The 18,407-nt window shown below is 44.2% G+C and carries 17 protein-coding genes; 11 read left to right on the top strand and 6 right to left on the bottom strand.

Features of this window, described 5'->3' with window-relative positions:
• Positions 1 to 10 precede the first annotated feature (10 nt).
• A complete protein-coding gene (locus DFP80_RS10995; RefSeq protein WP_113916846.1) occupies positions 11 to 565 on the bottom strand; it encodes an MSMEG_1061 family FMN-dependent PPOX-type flavoprotein in 555 nt (184 codons plus the stop codon).
• Positions 566 to 859: 294 nt separating this feature from the next.
• On the opposite strand from DFP80_RS10995, the gene glmU reads away from it, so the two are divergent.
• A complete protein-coding gene (gene glmU, locus DFP80_RS10990) occupies positions 860 to 2,221 on the top strand; it encodes a bifunctional UDP-N-acetylglucosamine diphosphorylase/glucosamine-1-phosphate N-acetyltransferase GlmU (RefSeq protein WP_113916845.1) in 1,362 nt (453 codons plus the stop codon).
• A 115-nt stretch (positions 2,222 to 2,336) separates the two neighbouring features.
• Entirely contained in the window at positions 2,337 to 4,163 is a 1,827-nt protein-coding gene (gene glmS, locus DFP80_RS10985; protein ID WP_113916844.1) for a glutamine--fructose-6-phosphate transaminase (isomerizing), read from the top strand.
• Positions 4,164 to 4,301: 138 nt separating this feature from the next.
• Here the strand turns inward: glmS and DFP80_RS10980 are convergent, their stop codons facing one another.
• The 5 genes from DFP80_RS10980 to DFP80_RS10960 form a co-directional block, all read right to left on the bottom strand.
• Positions 4,302 to 6,548: a YjbH domain-containing protein gene (locus DFP80_RS10980; protein ID WP_113916843.1), complete on the bottom strand. Its 2,247-nt coding sequence runs from the start codon at positions 6,546 to 6,548 to the stop codon at positions 4,302 to 4,304.
• A complete protein-coding gene (locus DFP80_RS10975; protein ID WP_113916842.1) occupies positions 6,548 to 7,270 on the bottom strand; it encodes a capsule biosynthesis GfcC family protein in 723 nt (240 codons plus the stop codon). The genes DFP80_RS10980 and DFP80_RS10975 overlap by 1 nt, the downstream gene beginning before the upstream one ends.
• 48 nt (positions 7,271 to 7,318) lie before the next feature.
• Positions 7,319 to 8,023, bottom strand: coding sequence for a YjbF family lipoprotein (locus tag DFP80_RS10970; RefSeq protein ID WP_113916841.1), 705 nt, complete (start codon positions 8,021 to 8,023; stop codon positions 7,319 to 7,321).
• Positions 8,024 to 8,113: 90 nt separating this feature from the next.
• Positions 8,114 to 8,410 carry a hypothetical protein gene (locus tag DFP80_RS20670; protein ID WP_158601395.1) on the bottom strand — a complete coding sequence of 99 codons (297 nt, stop codon included), beginning with the start codon at positions 8,408 to 8,410 and terminating at the stop codon, positions 8,114 to 8,116.
• Positions 8,411 to 8,695: 285 nt separating this feature from the next.
• Complete coding sequence (locus DFP80_RS10960; RefSeq protein WP_113916839.1) at positions 8,696 to 9,121, bottom strand: hypothetical protein; 426 nt, start codon at positions 9,119 to 9,121, stop codon at positions 8,696 to 8,698.
• Positions 9,122 to 9,477: 356 nt separating this feature from the next.
• On the opposite strand from DFP80_RS10960, the gene DFP80_RS10950 reads away from it, so the two are divergent.
• From DFP80_RS10950 to hepT, 9 genes are all read left to right on the top strand, one after another.
• Positions 9,478 to 10,746 (top strand): capsule assembly Wzi family protein, encoded by a 1,269-nt coding sequence (locus DFP80_RS10950; RefSeq protein ID WP_113916837.1) that lies wholly within the window; start codon positions 9,478 to 9,480, stop codon positions 10,744 to 10,746.
• A gap of 71 nt (positions 10,747 to 10,817) precedes the next feature.
• Positions 10,818 to 13,424 (top strand): SLBB domain-containing protein, encoded by a 2,607-nt coding sequence (locus DFP80_RS10945; protein WP_113916836.1) that lies wholly within the window; start codon positions 10,818 to 10,820, stop codon positions 13,422 to 13,424.
• 155 nt (positions 13,425 to 13,579) lie between these two features.
• Complete coding sequence (locus DFP80_RS10940) at positions 13,580 to 14,527, top strand: Wzz/FepE/Etk N-terminal domain-containing protein (protein WP_113916835.1); 948 nt, start codon at positions 13,580 to 13,582, stop codon at positions 14,525 to 14,527.
• Positions 14,528 to 14,870: 343 nt separating this feature from the next.
• A complete protein-coding gene (locus DFP80_RS10935; RefSeq protein ID WP_113916834.1) occupies positions 14,871 to 15,080 on the top strand; it encodes an addiction module protein in 210 nt (69 codons plus the stop codon).
• The gene (locus DFP80_RS10930; RefSeq protein ID WP_158601399.1) at positions 15,077 to 15,379 is read left to right on the top strand and encodes a type II toxin-antitoxin system RelE/ParE family toxin; all 303 of its coding nucleotides are present in this window, start codon (positions 15,077 to 15,079) and stop codon (positions 15,377 to 15,379) included. Before DFP80_RS10935 ends, DFP80_RS10930 begins: the two co-directional genes overlap by 4 nt.
• A gap of 468 nt (positions 15,380 to 15,847) precedes the next feature.
• The gene (locus DFP80_RS10925; protein ID WP_113916832.1) at positions 15,848 to 16,252 is read left to right on the top strand and encodes an HI0074 family nucleotidyltransferase substrate-binding subunit; all 405 of its coding nucleotides are present in this window, start codon (positions 15,848 to 15,850) and stop codon (positions 16,250 to 16,252) included.
• On the top strand, positions 16,249 to 16,566 hold the full coding sequence (locus DFP80_RS10920; protein WP_113916831.1) for a nucleotidyltransferase family protein: 318 nt from the start codon (positions 16,249 to 16,251) through the stop codon (positions 16,564 to 16,566). The genes DFP80_RS10925 and DFP80_RS10920 overlap by 4 nt, the downstream gene beginning before the upstream one ends.
• 249 nt (positions 16,567 to 16,815) lie before the next feature.
• Positions 16,816 to 17,241 (top strand): nucleotidyltransferase domain-containing protein, encoded by a 426-nt coding sequence (locus tag DFP80_RS10915; protein ID WP_113916830.1) that lies wholly within the window; start codon positions 16,816 to 16,818, stop codon positions 17,239 to 17,241.
• A complete protein-coding gene (gene hepT / locus DFP80_RS10910) occupies positions 17,231 to 17,662 on the top strand; it encodes a type VII toxin-antitoxin system HepT family RNase toxin (protein ID WP_158601397.1) in 432 nt (143 codons plus the stop codon). Before DFP80_RS10915 ends, hepT begins: the two co-directional genes overlap by 11 nt.
• Positions 17,663 to 18,407 lie beyond the last annotated feature (745 nt).

Below are 18,407 nucleotides of genomic sequence, written 5' to 3'. Positions count from 1 at the left end.
AAACCAAATTTCACGCTTGAGTTTGATCTTGTATGATGCTGAGAAGTGAAGGTAGAAATGAACGCTCTACTTTATTTTCATCTTGCCAAAGTTTTGCAACAGCAATGGCTTTGGGGCAATGAAAAAGCAATTTATGCACGCTTATTTTGACCACAAGTTTTGGAAGCTTATTGCTTTCAGCAAATAGCGCTAGCGTTGTGTTATCTGTGTGCAGGCTAGCCGTCCCTTTTATACGCACAACCTCACCTATGCCTGGGATCATGAAAAGCAGTCCAACTTCCGGCCTTTCTACGATGTTTCTTAAACTATCTAAGCGGTTATTACCCGCTGTGTCTGCGAAAGCTATGGTATTAGAATCCAGTACTTTCACAAAACCTGCCTGACCGCCACGAGGCGAAACATCGGCGAATCCGTTCTTGTCTGTCGTGGACATAATAATAAAAGGGCAGTGTTCTATAAAAGTGATGGAATGCTGTTCTAATGCATCAATTTCTTTTTTTAAGGCTAAAGGATGTACCTCATTATAAAGCTCATCAAGTTGCTTCGGTTTGCTGATTTGGCTCATGCTAATCCTTTGCTGTAAGTAGTGTGTGAATCATTTGATAATGGTTTTTATTAATTTTTGCCGCTATTTTATACTGCGAATGTCGCAATGTAACCTACCAACATCCTAGTAATTATTTTCTGACAATCTTTGAGTTTTGTTTTTCTAGAAGCTTTGAAAATCATCGTATTATGATTTTTTATAAAAAATGTCATTTTTTTTGTGACAATTTGGGTTGTGGCGGTTTGGGCAAAAAGGTCTAATAGATCGAATCAGTTATATTCATTATTCAAAGACACCAATTCAAGGATGCTCATGACTCAGGATATCGTAATTCTTGCTGCCGGAAAGGGCAGTCGAATGAAATCAGCCTTTTCCAAGGTATTGCACAAAGTTGGCGGTATCGCCATGGTAAGACGAGTACTTACAACAGCAAGTTCATTACCTGAATCAAAATTACACCTCGTAGTTGGCCATCAAGGTGAACAAGTCGAAGCAAATTGTCAGGACTTTTCAGCCAATATTGTTTGGCAGAATGATCCGCAAGGAACAGGCGATGCACTACGCCGCGTTGCACCTTTTCTTCAAAAAAATGGCGCGACATTAACACTTTATGGCGATGTTCCGCTTATTTCTGCTAGTACATTGCAAAAGATGACGGCTCTGTCTAACCCTAATACTTTAGTTTTGTTGACTATCTGCCTAGAAAATCCAATGGGATACGGGCGTATTGTGCGCAATGAGCAAGGCAAGGTGACGGCGATAGTGGAGCAGAAAGACGCGACAGAAAGTCAGCTTACTATTAATGAAGTGAATACTGGCATTTTGTTAGCGCCAAATAATCACCTCCAAGGTTGGCTTGCATCCTTAACGAACAAAAACGCCCAAGGTGAATTTTATCTGACCGATGTGATCGCAATGGCGGCACGTGACGGTGTGGATATTCTTACAGTAAATCCTGAAAATGAAGCCGAAGTCGCTGGCGTGAATGATCGTGTTCAGTTGGCTGCATTAGAGCGCGAGTTGCAGCATCAGCAAGCCGTTAGTTTGATGAAAAATGGCGCAACCTTGTTAGATCCTTCACGTATTGATGTTCGTGGAGAGTTGACGACGGGCAACGACGTTGTGATCGATGTGAACTGTGTTTTTGAAGGTAAAGTAGTGTTAGGGGCTGGCGTGGAAATTGGGCCCAATTGCTACCTTAAAAATTGCACCGTAGGTGACAATACGATTATTAAAAGCAACACCCTCATTGAAGACAGCAAAGTTGGCGAAAATTGTGATATCGGCCCCTTTGCTCGATTACGCCCTGGTACTCAACTTGCCAACAAAGCAAAAATTGGTAATTTTGTCGAGACCAAAAAAGCCATTATCGGCGAAGGCAGCAAGGTGAATCACTTAAGTTATATTGGTGACACCGAAATGGGCGCAAACGTAAACGTGGGAGCAGGCACCATTACTTGTAATTACGATGGTGTGAATAAACATAGGACGCAAGTTGCTGACAACGTCTTTATTGGCTCGAACACCTCGTTAGTCGCACCAGTACAAGTCGCTGACGGCGCGACCATTGCGGCGGGTTCTACCATCACCAAACAGGTAGGCGAGAACCAATTGGCTTTTGCTAGAGCACGACAAACCAACAAAGACAATTGGCCTAGGCCCGTTAAAAAATAAAGCAAGAAATAGAAAAGGGGTCAGATCCCTTAAACAGAATATTCCTAGTAACATTATTTATCATAGAACTTTAAGGGATCTGACCCCTTTTTAAGACCCAAAAAAGGACTCTCTCATGTGCGGAATAGTTGGCGCCATTGCACGTCGTAACGTATCAAAAATATTAATTGAAGGCCTAAGTCGTCTTGAATACCGTGGTTATGATTCTTCCGGTATTGCGATTAACAACGAAGAAGGCGTATTTTCACACCGTGCTGTGGGCAAAGTTCAGGCTTTGAAAGACAAATTCGAAGCAGAACCGCTCGATGGAAAAATGGGGATTGCTCATACTCGTTGGGCGACTCATGGTAAGCCTACAGAAGCTAATGCTCACCCGCACTTTTCTGGTGAGGATTTAGCCTTGGTTCATAATGGTATTATTGAAAACCACGAACCATTACGCCGAGAATTAAAAGGCAAGGGTTATGAATTCAAATCAGAAACCGATACCGAAGTTATCGTTCACCTTATTCATGATGCGTTGAAAACACAGCCAGATTTACTGAAAGCCGTGCAAGCGACGTTAACCAAATTGCATGGTGCGTTTGCCATTGGTGTTGTGCAAAAAGACGACAATGAACGTTTTATTGCCGCTCGTAAAGGCAGCCCACTTGTGATCGGCGTGGGTATCGAAGAAAACTTTATTGCCTCCGACCAGCTTGCGCTATTGCATGTTACTGACCAATTTATCTTTTTAGAAGAAGGTGATGTAGCAGACGTTAGCCGCGACCAAGTGTCTATTTATGACGCTAAAGGTGAGCTTCAAGACCGCCCGATTAGCGTGTTCAACCACAATATTGATGCGACCGATAAAGGTGAGTTTCGTCATTACATGATGAAGGAAATCTACGAGCAACCTAATGTAATTAGTGCTTGTTTAGAAGGCCGCATCAGTGAAACGAAAGTACTAACTAGCTGCTTTGGTGCAGATTCAGCTTTCTTAAAAGAAATCGAAAACGTTCATATCGTTGCTTGTGGAACCAGTTACCATGCAGGCATGGTCGCGAAATACTGGATTGAGGATTTAGCGGGTTTGCCATGCAGTGTTGAAGTGGCCAGTGAATACCGTTATCGCAAAGTAGCTGTACCGAAGAAAACCTTATTTTTGACCTTGTCGCAATCGGGTGAAACAGCCGATACCTTGGCAGCGTTGCGCATGGCAAAAGAGCTGGGTTATTTAACCACATTAGCCATCTGTAATGTCCCATCTAGTACGCTTGTGCGTGAGTCAGCACTTACTCTGTTGACGAACGCGGGTCCTGAAATTGGCGTGGCATCGACCAAAGCCTTTACTACTCAGTTGACGGCACTTTTGATTACCAGTGTGGCTATTGCTGTTGAAAACGGTCTGTCAGTAGAAAAAGAGAAAGAACTGGTGCAGGCGATGCGCTCATTGCCGGCCTATGTTAATGATGCACTACTGGAAGATGCGCACATCAAACAAGTCGCAGATCGTTTTGCTAACAAACATAATGCACTGTTTTTGGGGCGTGGCACCATGTTCCCTATTGCTCTAGAAGGCTCATTGAAGCTGAAAGAAATTTCTTATATTCATGCAGAAGCTTACCCAGCAGGCGAGCTGAAACATGGCCCATTGGCTTTAGTTGATGAAAATATGCCAATCATTGCCTTGGTTCCACATAACGACATGTTGGATAAGTTAAAATCTAATTTACAAGAAGTGGCGGCTCGTGGCGGTGAATTGTATGTGTTTGCCGACAAAGACACAGAACTGCACAACGAAGACAACATCATCTTCACCGAAGTGCCAAAAGTAGACAGCATCCTAGAACCGATTGTTCATACTATCCCGTTGCAGCTGTTGTCTTACCATGTTGCTGTAGTGAAGGGCACTGACGTAGATCAGCCAAGAAATCTTGCCAAATCAGTAACGGTAGAATAAGCGCAGCTTTCTGGCATGCATAACTGTTGACCAACTACAATAACTGTTGACCAACCACAATAGCTATTGATCAGCCCCAGTGTGGGACATCGTCCAATAAAAAGCCTTAGATGAAACATCTAAGGCTTTTTTGTGCGACTAATTTTGGTTTGGTCTCTGATACCAGGGTGACACCATGTCCGTTACTTTGAATAAGCTGCTGCGTCGGTTTAGCTTTTGGCCACCATCCCTGGTGATGGGTTGCCAAGCCAAGTTGGCGCGGCTGGTGGTTGGTTTAAAGGATAAGGTATCAAATGGAATGGATAGGTAGAAGCCTTTGGTAAAGCTGCCTTCGCCAAATTCTTCGGCCGACATGTCGGTTTTGCTGGCATAAGCGCCAACGATTACGCCACTCTTATATTGTTTGGAAAAATCGACACGAGCTCCTACATCACCGGCTAAGAATTTGCCCATATCCACACGGAAGAGCGTATTTTGTAAAAACGACCACTGGGGCTGGTAATAGACGGACACATGGCCAGTGCTTCCTCGGGATAATACTTTATCTGAACTGCTGTAAGCATCATCGCTTTCAAATACGCCAAATACTGAGCTTGGATCGCGCTGAGAAATAAGGTTGATATCAGCACCGATCGCCCAATTAGTATTGGGTTGTCGATACATTACTTCAGAGCCAACACCCGCAAACATGGTTTCTAAGTACCCCCCGTAAACCTGCTGATACCAGTTTTGGCCGTATTTTTGATACCAAGTAAGTTGCAGATTACTGAGTAGAGCATCGTTTTCGAGCACATAAGCTCGTATTAGAGTTCTCACTCGATAGTTAGAAGTACCGTCTTCCAGCACATTGAATTTAAGCTTGTCATAATTGTTAAACACATTAATAGAAACGCCTGCGGATAATTCCAACTGATCCGTCAACCAATAAGCTGCGCCGCCTTTGACACTGAGGTTATAAATGTAAAAGTCTTCAGGACCACCGAATGCCTGACTCAAGTGAGGTTTGAAACCGTAGCTAAGAGGTTCAAAATCATCATAAAGAGGTTCTGAAGTGAAGCTTTGGGAGGTCTGATCTTGAGGTTCTAGGTTGGAAGTCGCATCACTAATCTTAGGGTTCAGATAGCTCACATTGGCAATCTCTTGATACTGTGAAGCAGAAATCTCCGTTGTTCTCAAGGCTAAGCCTTTTTCTGTTTCATGAATTTGATAATGCTGAATGTTCTCAGGTAATTCATTACTCAGCACCGCCGAGGCTTTTTCGAGGGCAGTGTCTCGGTTCCGATACTTGTGTTGATGTGCAACAAGGGTGAGTGTGTCACCATCTTGGTATACCTTGTCCGTCTTGTATCCGGCGACCTTATTTAGCTCTTGATCCAGTTTTTCCCAATCAACACCTTCTAAGGTTGTTGGACGGTGTTGATTCTGTTCTGGAATAGGTTCATCAATCCATGGGCTTTTGATGCTGTCGAAGTTAGTATTTAAACTAAAGCCAAGGGTAAAGGTGGTGCCCCGTTCGTAACTAAGACGCAAGTCAAAACCATCACTTAAAGCATAGACTGCGCCAATATTCCAAGGCGTTTTGGGCGTCATGTCTACATTGCCACGAGTCACTGGATAATCTTGACTGTAATCATTGCCCTCGTATTCCAATTTTAAACGTAAAGGCTCGTAAGGGGGTTGATACTCAATACCGCCAAATAAAGAGGCGGACCCTGTAAACCAGCGATCATAGTCCACCATGCCACCATTGCCAGAAAAGCTGGATAGGCGATCACAAAAGCGATCTGCCGCGGAGCAAAAGGGATTGCTGATGTTGCCTCTCGTGCCAAAATAGCCCCAGCCTAGGCCTAAGGTGACATCAAAGTGCCCGTAGTCCTGAGTATAAAAGCGTTTACTACCAGCAAGGTATTCGCCATCAAATAAGCCTGTTCCACCAATGTCTTTTAAGCCAATGGACACCTCTGGCAAATAACGACTCTCTTGCCAAAGCCTCGCTTTAACATCAATGCCTTTGTCAGCTAACTTTGTATTGCCGCTAAAGCTTTCATCGTTACTGTAGAGTAAGTCGTTAACTTGCGTATACCTGAAAGTAGTTTCTAGCCAAGGCATAAGCTGAAGGGAAATAGTATAAAAATCGTATTCGTCGTTTTGCGCATAGCTCAGGCTAAAAGCGCCTTCGTCTGCCATTCGTCCAGAAGGAACTTGTATTAAGCCAACTCCGCCTGAGTTCATCTGTGATGGTTTAAATTCGGGGAGCTGAAAGGGGTCAGAGTCGTCTGTCGTTTCAGAAGCGTAACTACTGGGTAGCAAAAGCGTGTTCGCACTCATGATGACAACAAAGTAACGTAAAGCAGTGCGTTTGAACAGGGGGGATAAAGCGTGCATTATAGCTCCAGGTGTTGAGTCAATAGCTGAGCTATATCTTGATTAAGGTGTTGGTATTGATCTGGTACATTGTCTAAACCCACAAAAATAATACTACCCGGGCTGAGGTAATGGTTTTGTCCTTGCCATTGAATGCCACTGATGTGTTGAATGCTCTGGTCGGCTTGAATGATCCAAGCGGAATCATAGTTATCTCCAGCAATGTCAGGTGTCATGTAGTCTTTTAAACGAGCATTAGGTAATTGTTTTACCAAAGGTGTTGGTGTTTGCTTGGGAGTAATCAGTCGAATAAAGTTCGGACGAGTAGGGATTGATAAGGTGTAGTCATGAGTTAATAAAGGATTATTTTTTTTAATCGTTCTGACTTGTTGTAAACGAGTTTCAATCTTCTCTCTATAGGCGAAGTGCAGCGATTTAAGTTGCTCGGCAATGTGTGTGGACTCTGCCGAATCAATATCGCTTAAGGCTTTAAGGATAAGGCTCTTTTTTTGCTCGATCAGTGTTTGTTTATTAGGCGAAATTAAGCTCAGGCCTAACGCATAGATAGGATAATCAATTTGACTTTGAGCATCGGTTAAAACCTGTGAGAAACGTGCTGCTTCAGCGTATTCTAGTGTTATTTCAGGTTGTAAAAGGTGTATTTTGATTGGCTGAGAAAGCGCCAAAAGTGAATAGCAACACATAGTGCTGATTAAAAAAATATAAGAAAGAGATCTAAGCATAGTTTGAATTCCTTAACGACATTCTGTCCTGGGTTACAGTGACCTTCATTACGGCGATAGAGTGTTGATAGGTTCAACATAAGGTCGAATCATCAGCATGTTAACTTTGTCCATATTAGGGCCAATATATTGAGTCGATTTTACCGTGAAGGCTTTTGTCGTTTGTGTGGCTGGTGCAATCCAGAATTCATTGACCAAATCATGTTCAAAGCTGGTAAAGCGAATTTGCTCTGTTATGTGCTTGGTGCTCTGTTCCCATAAAAACGTCGTGATGAGCTCATCTTCAATAGATTGTGTCGATACATCGGCACTGAAATGGTAGCGATAATGAGGGGACCAATCATAAATGGCTTGCCAGCTCATTGCCTTAATAGGAGCGGGAGGCGTTGCTTGAAAACTGGAAAGGTTCTCTAAATTGTTTGTGTTAAATCCGGTGGTATGGACGATTCGGCCATTTTTAGTGGTGATGCTGCCGCCATCCGCCGCATACCAAGTGAGTTGTTTAGCGCCTGAATCACCAAAGGAATCCACAAAAGCTAATATCATTAAAATAGGTTTTCGATCATTGATGGTGACAATGCTGGCTGGGTAAGGCAAAGACCGAATGTGTGATTCTGCTATATCGGGAGAGCGTTCAGCATCAAGAATGGCATTGAGTGAATCGATTGAACTTTGGGTATTACGAGAACAGGCAGAGAGAAAAAAAGTGAACAGTATAAAAGACAGTAATTTAAGCGTTGGAAGCTTTGTCATGAGAAAGCCATATTAAGGTGTGTGCAGAGAGAAAAAATCGCCCAGAATGATCTGGGCGATTGATATCTTTTCAAATGCCTAGATTAGAACCTAGGAATTTGTAGAAGTGCTAGTGGTTTCATCAGCACCATCATTTTCGTCTGCAACAACGGCAACCGCTGCAACAGAAGCGATAGCGATAGAGGTTGCAGCAATCGAACCAACACCACCAATCGCCGCAGCACTTGCAGCAGCAGTACCACCAGCAGCGGCACCACCAGCAGCGGCAGCACCACCAGCGCTAGCGCCACCAGCGCCACCAGCAGCGCCAGTAGCTGCTTCTGCGAATACTTGGCCAGTAAAACCAAGAGAGAAAGCTACAACAGTAGCCAAAAGAGTACGTTTCATAATATTTCCTTATCATAAACATCGATGTTGAAGATAAATCTTCACCATCGATTCTATTGCATGGTTTTTAAGAATGTAAGCCCCGCTGATCATTTTGTTCAAAAAAAACACAGGCTGGAAAGGCTTTGTGAAATACACTTCACTATAGAAAAATAGAACGGAGGAGGCTTTGTTATGAGAAAAAGCCATATCAAGGTGTCAGCTTAGAAAGAAAACCGCCCAGAACAGTTTGGGTGGTTTTCAATTTCCTAAATTTTGGCGCTTTCCAATTCCTGAAATTAGGAATTAAGGGTTTGTAGAGGTGCTTGTCGTTTCGTCAGCACCATCGTTTTCATTAGCCACAACAGCAACTGAAGTGACAGTGACAACAGCGAGAGTTGATGCTGCAATAGTGCCAACAGTACCAATCGCTGCAGCACTTGCGGCAACTGTACCACCAGCGGCAACAGCGCCACCCGCAGCGGCCGCACCACCAGCAACGGTACCGGTAGTAGCAGCGCCACCAGCGGCGACGCCACCTGCACTAGCAGCCGTACCACCTGCAGCTACGCCCCCACCAGCACTAGCTGCTGCACCAGAACTGGCTGCTGCACCAGAACTGGCTGCAGTACCTGAGGAACTGGCAGCGCCAGCTGCTTCACCAGCTGCGAAGGCTTGACCTGTAGCGCCAAGAGATAAAGCTACGATAGTAGCCAAAAGAGTACGTTTCATAATATTTCCCTATCATAGAAATTGATGCTGAATATAAATTTTAAGCTGCGATTTTAGAGTAAGACTTATCGTAATGTAAGTGAAATGTGGAGGTGGTTTGCGAATTTCTTGAACAATTTTGCTTTTTTGAATAAATAAAGCTTCGTTGACGTTCAAAATCTTTATTTTGGACGTAGAAAACGCATAAAGAATAAGCTTACATCTAAAAAATGCGTAGATTTGTGAAAGCATTAAGTAAGCAACCTTTATTTTTGCTACATTTTGATACATTATGTGCGGCATCTTAATAATAGTCTGATAGGAATTATGCTCATGAAAGCGCCCACTCTATCAATACAAGGAACTGTGAGCTATTAATGTCCGTGTTTAATGTTAAAAAAATCTTCTTATTGTCTTTTCTTGGTAGTGTGCCTGCTTTGACATTAGCCTCTCCATGGTTAGAAGCCAATGACCCATTTATTCGTTCGTCTTTAGTGCTTTTGTCCGATTCAGGGCAATTAGCTTCGCCGGTTAACCACTATCCAATGCGTTGGTCTATGTTTGGTGATGATCTAACCTATGCCAAGCAAGAAGCAGAGACAGTGCTATTGGCAAATCAAGAGCTACTTTACACCTTAAATTCCGCGAAATTAAATCGTGGCAATCGAATGGTTAAGATCGTTAACGCCGCCAATCCATCTGTGCCGTTAGGTTTTGGGCAGTTTAATGAAGATGAAAAAGGCATTTATACCAGCGTTGAACATTTAGGTAATTCGTTTTCATACCGTTTAACGGCAGGTTATAGCGAATACCAAGATGACACGACGTTGAATTTAGATAATAGCTATCTTGCTTTTAGTTCTGGGGCTTGGCTTTGGTCTATCGGCAATATAGATCGTTGGTGGGGGCAAGGTTGGCAGCATAATCTGATTTTAGGGTCTTATGCGAAAGCTGCAGCGGATATTAGTGTTAGCTATCTTGGTGAGAATGACGTGTTGGGTGTGTGGAGCGTAGAAAGTATCTTAGCTCAGCCAGACAACGCTGATTATGACTATCAAAGTGCGACACGCTTGGTTGCAAAGCCCTTTTCAGTTTTTGAATACGGTGTTACCTATCAAACATGGTTTTCAGATATAGACTCAAGCGAACAGGATAAGCAACTGGCAGTAGATGCTAAATTAACTTTGCCGAATGTTGCTAGCTTATATCATAGTGTCTATGCCGAAGCGGCTTCTACTGCAGAGGTTTCTGAATTAGGCGCTTGGTTACTGGGTTGGACGGGTAGCTTTCCGATCGGCACAAATACCGCCCGTATTGTATTAGAGTCTCAGCAAACCACAGACGCACATGACACGACTCAATGGAAATCGGGCCTTTATCCATCGATGACGGATGACGTTGCCAATACAAGCTATTTATTGGACGAAAGCGCCTCTATTGCATTTTATCTGCAATTTTCAAACGATCACCAGCTGGGTGTGAGCTATCAAAGTTCAACTCAGGATGACGAAAAAACCAATACCAGCCAATTGACCTATAACTTACCCGCCCTAGCGGGAATGGTTAGGCTAGGGGCAAGTTATCAGCAGGTAAAGAATAGCGATAATCAAACTAATATATGGGCAGGGTACGAATTTCGTTTCTAGCTGGGATTCATAATCCAAGCCTTAAATACCTGAATTTACATTTTCATTGAACCTAATATAGACCACATAGTATGCGACTGAAAAAATTACTACTACCAGCGTTAATGATGACACTTGCAGGAAGTGTGTTTGCTTTTACCCCAACAGCGGCACAAATTAGTCAATTTCAAAGTTTGCCGAAGGCGCAACAAGAAGCGCTTGCTCGTCAGTATGGTGTCGATCTTGATTCGTTCTCCAGTAGTGCTACTGGCTCTGCTTCAGAAGCGCAACAAGCTCCTGTTTTGGAACCCGTCGCGAAGACAACAGAGAAGCCTGCCGCGGTTCGTCAGGCTGCGGCAGACAATGACTCTGGCTTGTCAATGTTTGGCTACGATGTCTTTAGTGGTAATAGCTTGGGTCTTACGGTTGTGGATGATTTGCCCGTGCCGCTGGATTATCAAATGGGGCCTGGCGACATTATTAATGTTCAAACCTTTGGTAAAAGTAACCAAAATTTATCTTTAACAATAGACAGAGACGGCTCGATTAACCTACCAGATATTGGCCCTGTGGCCGTATCAGGGCAAACTTTTGCAGAGTTACGCAAACAGATTAACGATGTTATTAAGAAAAAAACCATAGGTGTCGATGTGTCCGTTACCATGGGCGCGATGCGGACCATGCAGGTGTATATCGTTGGTGAAGCGGTTCAACCCGGCGCCTACAATGTGAATGGCTTAACCACAATAACACAGGCGCTTATCGCCAGTGGTGGTGTGAAAGGCTCAGGAAGCTTGCGCCATATTCAGCTGCTGCGCAAAGGTAAAGTGGTTTCAGAGTTTGATCTGTATGACTTGCTGATCAAAGGCGATACATCGAAAGACCTCCGCTTATCGTCTGGCGATACGTTATTTATTCCTATCCGTGATAATGCCATGTCTATTGAAGGGCAAGTAGCACGACCAGCAGTTTATGAAACCAAAGGTGGGGCAACGCTGGGACAGCTATTATCACTGGCGGGTGGTGCAAAGCCAGAAGCCTATCTTTCCCGTGTTAGTGTGCGCAGAACCAGCGCCAATGGTTTGCAACAATTTACCCTGGATCTATCCTCTCCATCTGGTCGAGGTTTTAAGTTGAAAAACGGTGATAAGGTGAATCTATCCGCCGTTTCTATGACGCTTAAAAATGCAGTCGCCGTGCGAGGTGAAGTAGTAAGGCAAGGCGCTCTTAACTTCAGACAAGGGATGAAAGTAAGTGACGCTATTGGTTCTATTGACGATGGTTTAAAACTAACAGCAGATTTGAATTACGCTTTATTGGTTCGAGAAATGAATGCCAATCAAGACATTGAAGTTTATCAATTCAGCTTATTGGATGCCTTGACGGATCAAGATTCCGCGGCCAATTTAACCCTGCAAGAAAAAGACCAAATTTTTGTGTTTGATAATGGTTTAGCCCAAGGTTACTGGTTTGGCTCCTATGCGAACAGCAAAGCGAAATCGGATGGTGCAGTGGACAAAACACGTGAAGTGTTGGATGCGGAAACGGGTGCCGTTGTTACTAAAGAAGAGAGCGCCACCTTAAAAATTGCCGATAAAGAAGTTGAATCTAATGCGGCGGGTTTGCGTAAAGCGAGTCGAGAGGCGTTACTTAAGCCTATTGTAGAGCGATTGAAAGCCCAGGCTAGTTACGGTGTGCCAGCAAAAGTTATTGAAGTATCAGGAGCGGTTAAATTTCCAGGTCTTTATCCTTTAGCTAAAAATATCAATGTCTCTTCTTTGCTCGCTGCCGCCGGTGGTTTAAAGCAGAGTGCCTATTTAACATCGGCAGAATTGAGTCGTCGTTTAATACAAGGTGATAAATCTAGTATCGAGCGGATTAATTTCTCATTAAAAGATGCGATCAGCGGTAAGTACCCTGTTACCTTGGGAGCGCAAGATAATCTTATTATTAAATCTCAGCCAGGCTGGCAAGAAGGTATGGTGATTGAGCTGCAGGGGGAGTTTGTCTTCCCTGGAACTTATACCTTTAGACGTGGCGAAACCTTAAAAGACGTAGTAGAGCGTGCCGGTGGTTTCACGGAATTTGCCTACCCCGCAGGGGCGGTATTTAGTCGTGAACGTTTAAAACGTCAGGAAGCGGAAAGACTTAAACTTATCAACGCACAACTCAAGCAAGAAATCAGTACCATGTCTTTACGTCGCCAAGGTTCTTCGGTTGCAGACCCAGCACAAGCTATTGCGATTGTTGACCAACTTGACAATGTTCAGCCAGTGGGACGCTTAGTCATTGACCTGAACAGTGCGGTAAAGGGCGATAAACTTGCCAACTTGATGTTAGAAAAAGGCGACAAGTTATTTGTGCCTGCATTAAACCCGGTGGTGAGTGTTGTGGGGGAAGTGCAATTCTCATCGAATCATACTTTTAACCCGAACCTGACGGTGGAAGATTACATAGCTTCATCAGGCGGTACTAAACGCCAAGCAGATACTGATCGTATTTACATTGTTAAGTCTAACGGTTCAGTAGAGTTGCCAAATAACTCTTTTTGGTTCAGTCGCAACTACGACCCATTAGAGCCAGGGGACACTGTCATTGTGCCGCTTAATACAGATTACCTAGATGGCTTAAGTACCTTATCTACTGCTACGCAAATATTGTATCAAATCGGTGTGGCTTGGAGTGCGGTTAAAGATTAACCAGGCGCATTGATGCTGGGCTGAAGGCAGAAAAAACCAGAGGTAAGTTTTGCTTAAGGCTTACCTTGTTTACTTAACAGAATTGAATAGGATGAAACAGAAAAGGGCGAAAGTTGGTTGGTTAAACTAGCATTCGTTCTTTTCTCATATTAAATATGGCCGATAATTACAACCTACCCCCGCAAGCGTACCGCCCACAAGACGACGAGATAGATTTAAAAGAGCTATTTTTAGCTCTGTGGAAAGGTAAATGGATCATTATATTAATGACAACCTTGTTTGCTGTTGGCGGTGTGTTATATGCCTTGTCACAGCCCAACACCTATAAAGCAGAAGCGGTATTGGCATCTGCTAGCGACAGCCAGTCAGGCGGCCTTGCGGCCATGGCGTCGCAATTTGGTGGTTTGGCGTCATTGGCGGGTATTAACCTTGGCGGTGGTGGTATAGACAGTAAGGGTATTGCCTTAGCTACCTTGCAATCGCGCCAATTCTTGAATGCTTTTATTCACAAATATGACCTACTCGTGCCATTAATGGCGGGTGAAAAATGGAATGAATCAACAGATACTTTGCAGTTAGACCCTGAATTATACGATGCGCAAAGTAAAGTTTGGGTACGTGAAGTAGCTCCAGGAAAATCCTCAGAACCTACAGACTGGGAAGCGTACAAAGAGTTTAAAAAAATAATCGCCGTATCTGAAAGTAAAGACACTGGGCTAGTGACATTGTCTATTACTCACCTCTCTCCGACTATTGCAAAACAATGGGTGGATTGGCTGGTTGTAGACCTAAATGCTTGGGTAAAAGAAGAGTCTTTGGGCGAAACACGTCGTAATATAGGTTATCTCGAAGAGCAAATTGAAAGAACCAGCATATCTGATATGCAATCCGTCTTTTATCAACTGATAGAAGAGCAAACCAAAAACCTTATGCTGGCCCAAGTGCAAGATGAATTTGCCTTTAAAATCATCGACCCAGCTGTTGTGCCAGAAGAAAAGGCCGGCCCGAAACGCGCCCTGATCTGCGTACTCGCTGTACTGCTCGGCGGCATGCTCGGCATGGGGATCGTACTTATCCGCTTCGCCTTCACCAAAAAAGACTAAGACCCCCCGTAGGCCGGATGAGCCGAGGTACGAGGCGTTATCCGGCGCTGAAGGATGAATCGAGGAACGAAGATGCTTACTTGAAAAAAGTGGCGTTCATAACCATCCTCCGCCGGATAGCGGTCGTGCCTCCCTCATCCGGCCTACGAAAACCGTCACGAAATCACCAACCACATTACCCAATACCAACCATCCATCGCCGGATAGCGGTCGTGCCTCCCTCATCCGGCCAACAAAATCAACATGTACAAAACAAAATAGTAAAGGACGAAGTAAAAAAGAGGAAATGATTATTTTGTTAATATAGGTATACTTATTTTAAGAAATCAAGAAGGGGCTTTGTATGTTGATTGACACGAAAGAAATCGCAGAACTGCCATTCGATAGGCAAGTTGAACTAATGGAAGCCGTAATGAGCGCATTGGCTCAGAATCAAGCCGAATTCGATTCACCTAAATGGCATCTGCAAGAATTAGAAGCTCGCAAGCAGGAGCTTAATGAAACTGAAAAATGGCGCAGTTTTGAAGAAGTACGAGAAAGACTTAAATTGTGATATTTAATATTTTTTTCACGCCATCAGCTGAAAATGATTTGCTCAATGCGAAACAATTTTATGCAAAAATCAACAAAGCACTTGGTCAATACTGTGTCGACAGCTTGATGTTGGATATTGAGCGGTTGCGTTTTTTTGCGGGCATTCACCCAAGCATTAATGGTAGCTTCCGGGTGCTAGCACGTAGCTTTCCTTTTTCAATCTACTATCAAGTTATAAAAGACCGAGTCTTGATCTTGGCTGTATTGGATAACCGTCAGGATCCGAAAAGTATTGAACATAGACTAACTAACCGTTAAATCGGTAAATACCCACCTTGCAGCTCTTGTAGGCCGGATGAGACGAGGAACGAGGCGTTATCCGGCATTTGTAAACCACCAGCAACCATAAACACGCCCACAAAAACATGCAGCCCGCCGCCGGATTACGGTCATGCCTCCCTCATCCGGCCTACAAAACGTCATGAAATCACTAACCACATTACCCAATACCAACCATCCATCGCCGGATAGCGGTCGTGCCTCCCTCATCCGGCCTACGAAAACCGTCACGAAATCACCAACTACATTACCCAATATCAATCATCCAACGCCGGATAGCGGTCGTGCCTCCCTCATCCGGCCTACGAAAACCGTTACGAAATCACCAACCACATTACCCAATACCACTCATCCATCGCCGAATGAGACGAGCGAGCTGGTCATGGTTAATATCGTCGTATTTTGTTAGTATTGCTTTCGCTGCGATAGAGTATTTAGGATGAATATATGAATTACCAAGAAGCGCGCTGGAAACAGCGATTTCAAAATTTTTCCAGAAGTTTTATGTTACTTAAAACCACTGTAGAGCTGGAAAAATTATCGGTTATTGAGCGTGCCGGAATGATTCAATTTTTCGAAATATCCTTTGAACTCGCTTGGAAAGTGCTGAAAGACTTTCAAGAAGAAGAGGGTTTTTCGATAAGCAGCCCACGTGATGCAATAAAAACGGCATTTCAATATCAGCTGATTGAGAACGGAAAAGACTGGCTGGAAGCGCTTGGTGATAGAAACTTAACAGTACACACATACCAAGAAGAAACAGCGCAGCTCGTCGGGCTAAAAATAAAGTCGACTTATTACCCGATTTTAAAGGATTTTCATCAAAGCTTTACGGAGCGGCTGACCAAATGATAGAAGCTGACTTTGGTTTAACTTCAGCAGAGCTTGAAGAGCTAGATAACATTATTCAAAGTTTTCAAGAGATTGAATCGGCTATGATTTTTGGCTCAAGAGCCAAAGGCACCTTCAAATCCGGCTCTGACATAGATATTGTTATCTCTGGAAAAAAAGTCGACCACTCAGTGGTTATTCGGTTATCTAATCAGCTTAATGAAGAAACTACCTTCCCTTATTTCTTTGATATCCTAGATTTGGATACCATAAAATCTGAAGCAATGCTGGCACACATAGCGCAATATGGACGAAAAATTGGGAATAACTCGTAAGCCAATCTATAACCCACCAACGCCGTAGGCCGGATGAGACGAGGAACGAGGCGTTATCCGGCATTTGTAAACCACCAGCAACCATACAACACGCCCAGAAAAACATGCAGCCCATCGCCGGATTACGGTCATGCCTTTAGGTGGACAAAAAAACAAACTGAACAAAGACGCGCAAAAAGTGTAAAATCGAGTGCAATGAGAGGTATTGGAATAATCAAAACGTCAAACAACCCTTTGCAGTGAGACTCTATGATTGAGCAAGACTTTATCCGTTGTAAAATGCAGCTGCTGAAATTGGCCGAAGCGGATCCGCAAATTAATGCCTTATGGCTATATGGATCGCACGCCAAGGGGTTGGCTCATGAGTACAGTGATTTGGATTTGGCGGTACAATTTACCCGCCACGAGATGAATATTTTCACTAGGCGTATGCGCCCAGAGATGCTTCTGATCGATTGGCAAAAAAGTTTACAGCTAGGCGATGGTCAGCTGTCTGTGATTGATATAATGCAGGCACCTATCCTGCTCGGTATTGAAGTCATACAAGCCAACACGCTTTGGTATTGCCGCGAGCGAGGCCTAATGCTGCAAGGCGTAGGTAAAATAATGTCGCGATATGAAATTGACTATCTACAGCAAGAAAAAATCACAGCAGCAGAGGGATATGGGCGATAAAATGAAACATGATGGCTATTTAAAGGCAATGCGTGCCCATGTATGGCAATGCCAAAGTGATCTAGAAGAGCTACGTAACCATTTTTTACAAGCCCCACTTGATAAATATCAGCGTTTGGCTTTGCAGCGCTTAATGCAAGTGAGTATTGAATCGGCGATTGGTATTGCCAAGCATTGGGCGCAGCAGGTGAGTCAACGTCCAATATTAGAGGCTTATCAAGCCTTTGATATTTTAAATAATGCCGGCTTACTGAAAGGTAATGCGCCTTGGCGCCAAATAATCGGCATGCGTAATGTGTTAGTACACGATTATTTGAATGTTGATGAACAGCTACTTGATAGCATCATCCGCGAGCAATTATATGGTGTTATTTTTGATTTTTGTTCTCAAGGATTGACAGCTCTAGATCAAACCCCGTAGGCCGGATGAGACGAGGAACGAGACGTTATCCGGCATTTGTGAGCCACCAGCAACCATAAACACGCCCAGAAAAACATGCAGCCCATCGCCGTAGGCCGGATGAGACGAGGAACGAGGCGTTATCCGGCATTTGTAAACCACCAGCAACCATACAACACGCCCACAAAAACATGCAACCCAACCCCGTAGGCCGGATGAGACGAGGAACGAGACGTTATCCGGCATTTGTGAACCACCAGCGACCATACAACACGCCCAGAAAAACATGCAGCCCAACGCCGTAGGCCGGATGAGACGAGGAACGAGACGTTATCCGGCATTTGTGAACCACCAGAACCCATAAACACGTCCAGAAAAACATGCAGCCCAACCCCGTAGGCCGGATGAGACGAGGAACGAGGCGTTATCCGGCATTTGTAAACCACCAGCAACCATAAACACGCCCACAAAAACATGCAGCCCAACGCCGTAGGCCGGATGAGACGAGGAACGAGACGTTATCCGGCATTTGTGAACCACCAGCAACCATACAACACGCCCAGAAAAACATGCAGCCCATCGCCGTAGGCCGGATGAGACGAGGAACGAGACGTTATCCGGCATTTGTGAACCACCAGCAACCATACAACACGCCCAGAAAAACATGCGGCCCAACCCGTAGGCCGGATGAGACGAGGAACGAGACGTTATCCGGCATTTGTGAACCACCAGCAACCATAAACACGTCCAGAAAAACATGCAGCCC

The sequence above is a fragment of the Marinomonas rhizomae genome (assembly GCF_003315485.1).
GTDB lineage: Bacteria > Pseudomonadota > Gammaproteobacteria > Pseudomonadales > Marinomonadaceae > Marinomonas > Marinomonas rhizomae.
The sequence above is the reverse complement of the archived record's forward strand: the minus strand, read 5'-3'. Positions and strand labels throughout refer to the sequence as shown.

Excerpts from the sequence above, each read along its gene's own strand:
- DFP80_RS10995 (WP_113916846.1), bottom strand. The coding sequence starts at position 565 with ATGAGCCAAATCAGCAAACCGAAGCAACTTGATGAGCTTTATAATGAG.
- glmU (WP_113916845.1), top strand. The coding sequence starts at position 860 with ATGACTCAGGATATCGTAATTCTTGCTGCCGGAAAGGGCAGTCGAATG.
- glmS (WP_113916844.1), top strand. The coding sequence starts at position 2,337 with ATGTGCGGAATAGTTGGCGCCATTGCACGTCGTAACGTATCAAAAATA.
- DFP80_RS10980 (WP_113916843.1), bottom strand. The coding sequence starts at position 6,548 with ATGCACGCTTTATCCCCCCTGTTCAAACGCACTGCTTTACGTTACTTT.
- DFP80_RS10975 (WP_113916842.1), bottom strand. The coding sequence starts at position 7,270 with ATGCTTAGATCTCTTTCTTATATTTTTTTAATCAGCACTATGTGTTGC.
- DFP80_RS10970 (WP_113916841.1), bottom strand. The coding sequence starts at position 8,023 with ATGACAAAGCTTCCAACGCTTAAATTACTGTCTTTTATACTGTTCACT.
- DFP80_RS20670 (WP_158601395.1), bottom strand. The coding sequence starts at position 8,410 with ATGAAACGTACTCTTTTGGCTACTGTTGTAGCTTTCTCTCTTGGTTTT.
- DFP80_RS10960 (WP_113916839.1), bottom strand. The coding sequence starts at position 9,121 with ATGAAACGTACTCTTTTGGCTACTATCGTAGCTTTATCTCTTGGCGCT.
- DFP80_RS10950 (WP_113916837.1), top strand. The coding sequence starts at position 9,478 with ATGTCCGTGTTTAATGTTAAAAAAATCTTCTTATTGTCTTTTCTTGGT.
- DFP80_RS10945 (WP_113916836.1), top strand. The coding sequence starts at position 10,818 with ATGCGACTGAAAAAATTACTACTACCAGCGTTAATGATGACACTTGCA.
- DFP80_RS10940 (WP_113916835.1), top strand. The coding sequence starts at position 13,580 with ATGGCCGATAATTACAACCTACCCCCGCAAGCGTACCGCCCACAAGAC.
- DFP80_RS10935 (WP_113916834.1), top strand. The coding sequence starts at position 14,871 with ATGTTGATTGACACGAAAGAAATCGCAGAACTGCCATTCGATAGGCAA.
- DFP80_RS10925 (WP_113916832.1), top strand. The coding sequence starts at position 15,848 with ATGAATTACCAAGAAGCGCGCTGGAAACAGCGATTTCAAAATTTTTCC.
- DFP80_RS10920 (WP_113916831.1), top strand. The coding sequence starts at position 16,249 with ATGATAGAAGCTGACTTTGGTTTAACTTCAGCAGAGCTTGAAGAGCTA.
- DFP80_RS10915 (WP_113916830.1), top strand. The coding sequence starts at position 16,816 with ATGATTGAGCAAGACTTTATCCGTTGTAAAATGCAGCTGCTGAAATTG.
- hepT (WP_158601397.1), top strand. The coding sequence starts at position 17,231 with ATGGGCGATAAAATGAAACATGATGGCTATTTAAAGGCAATGCGTGCC.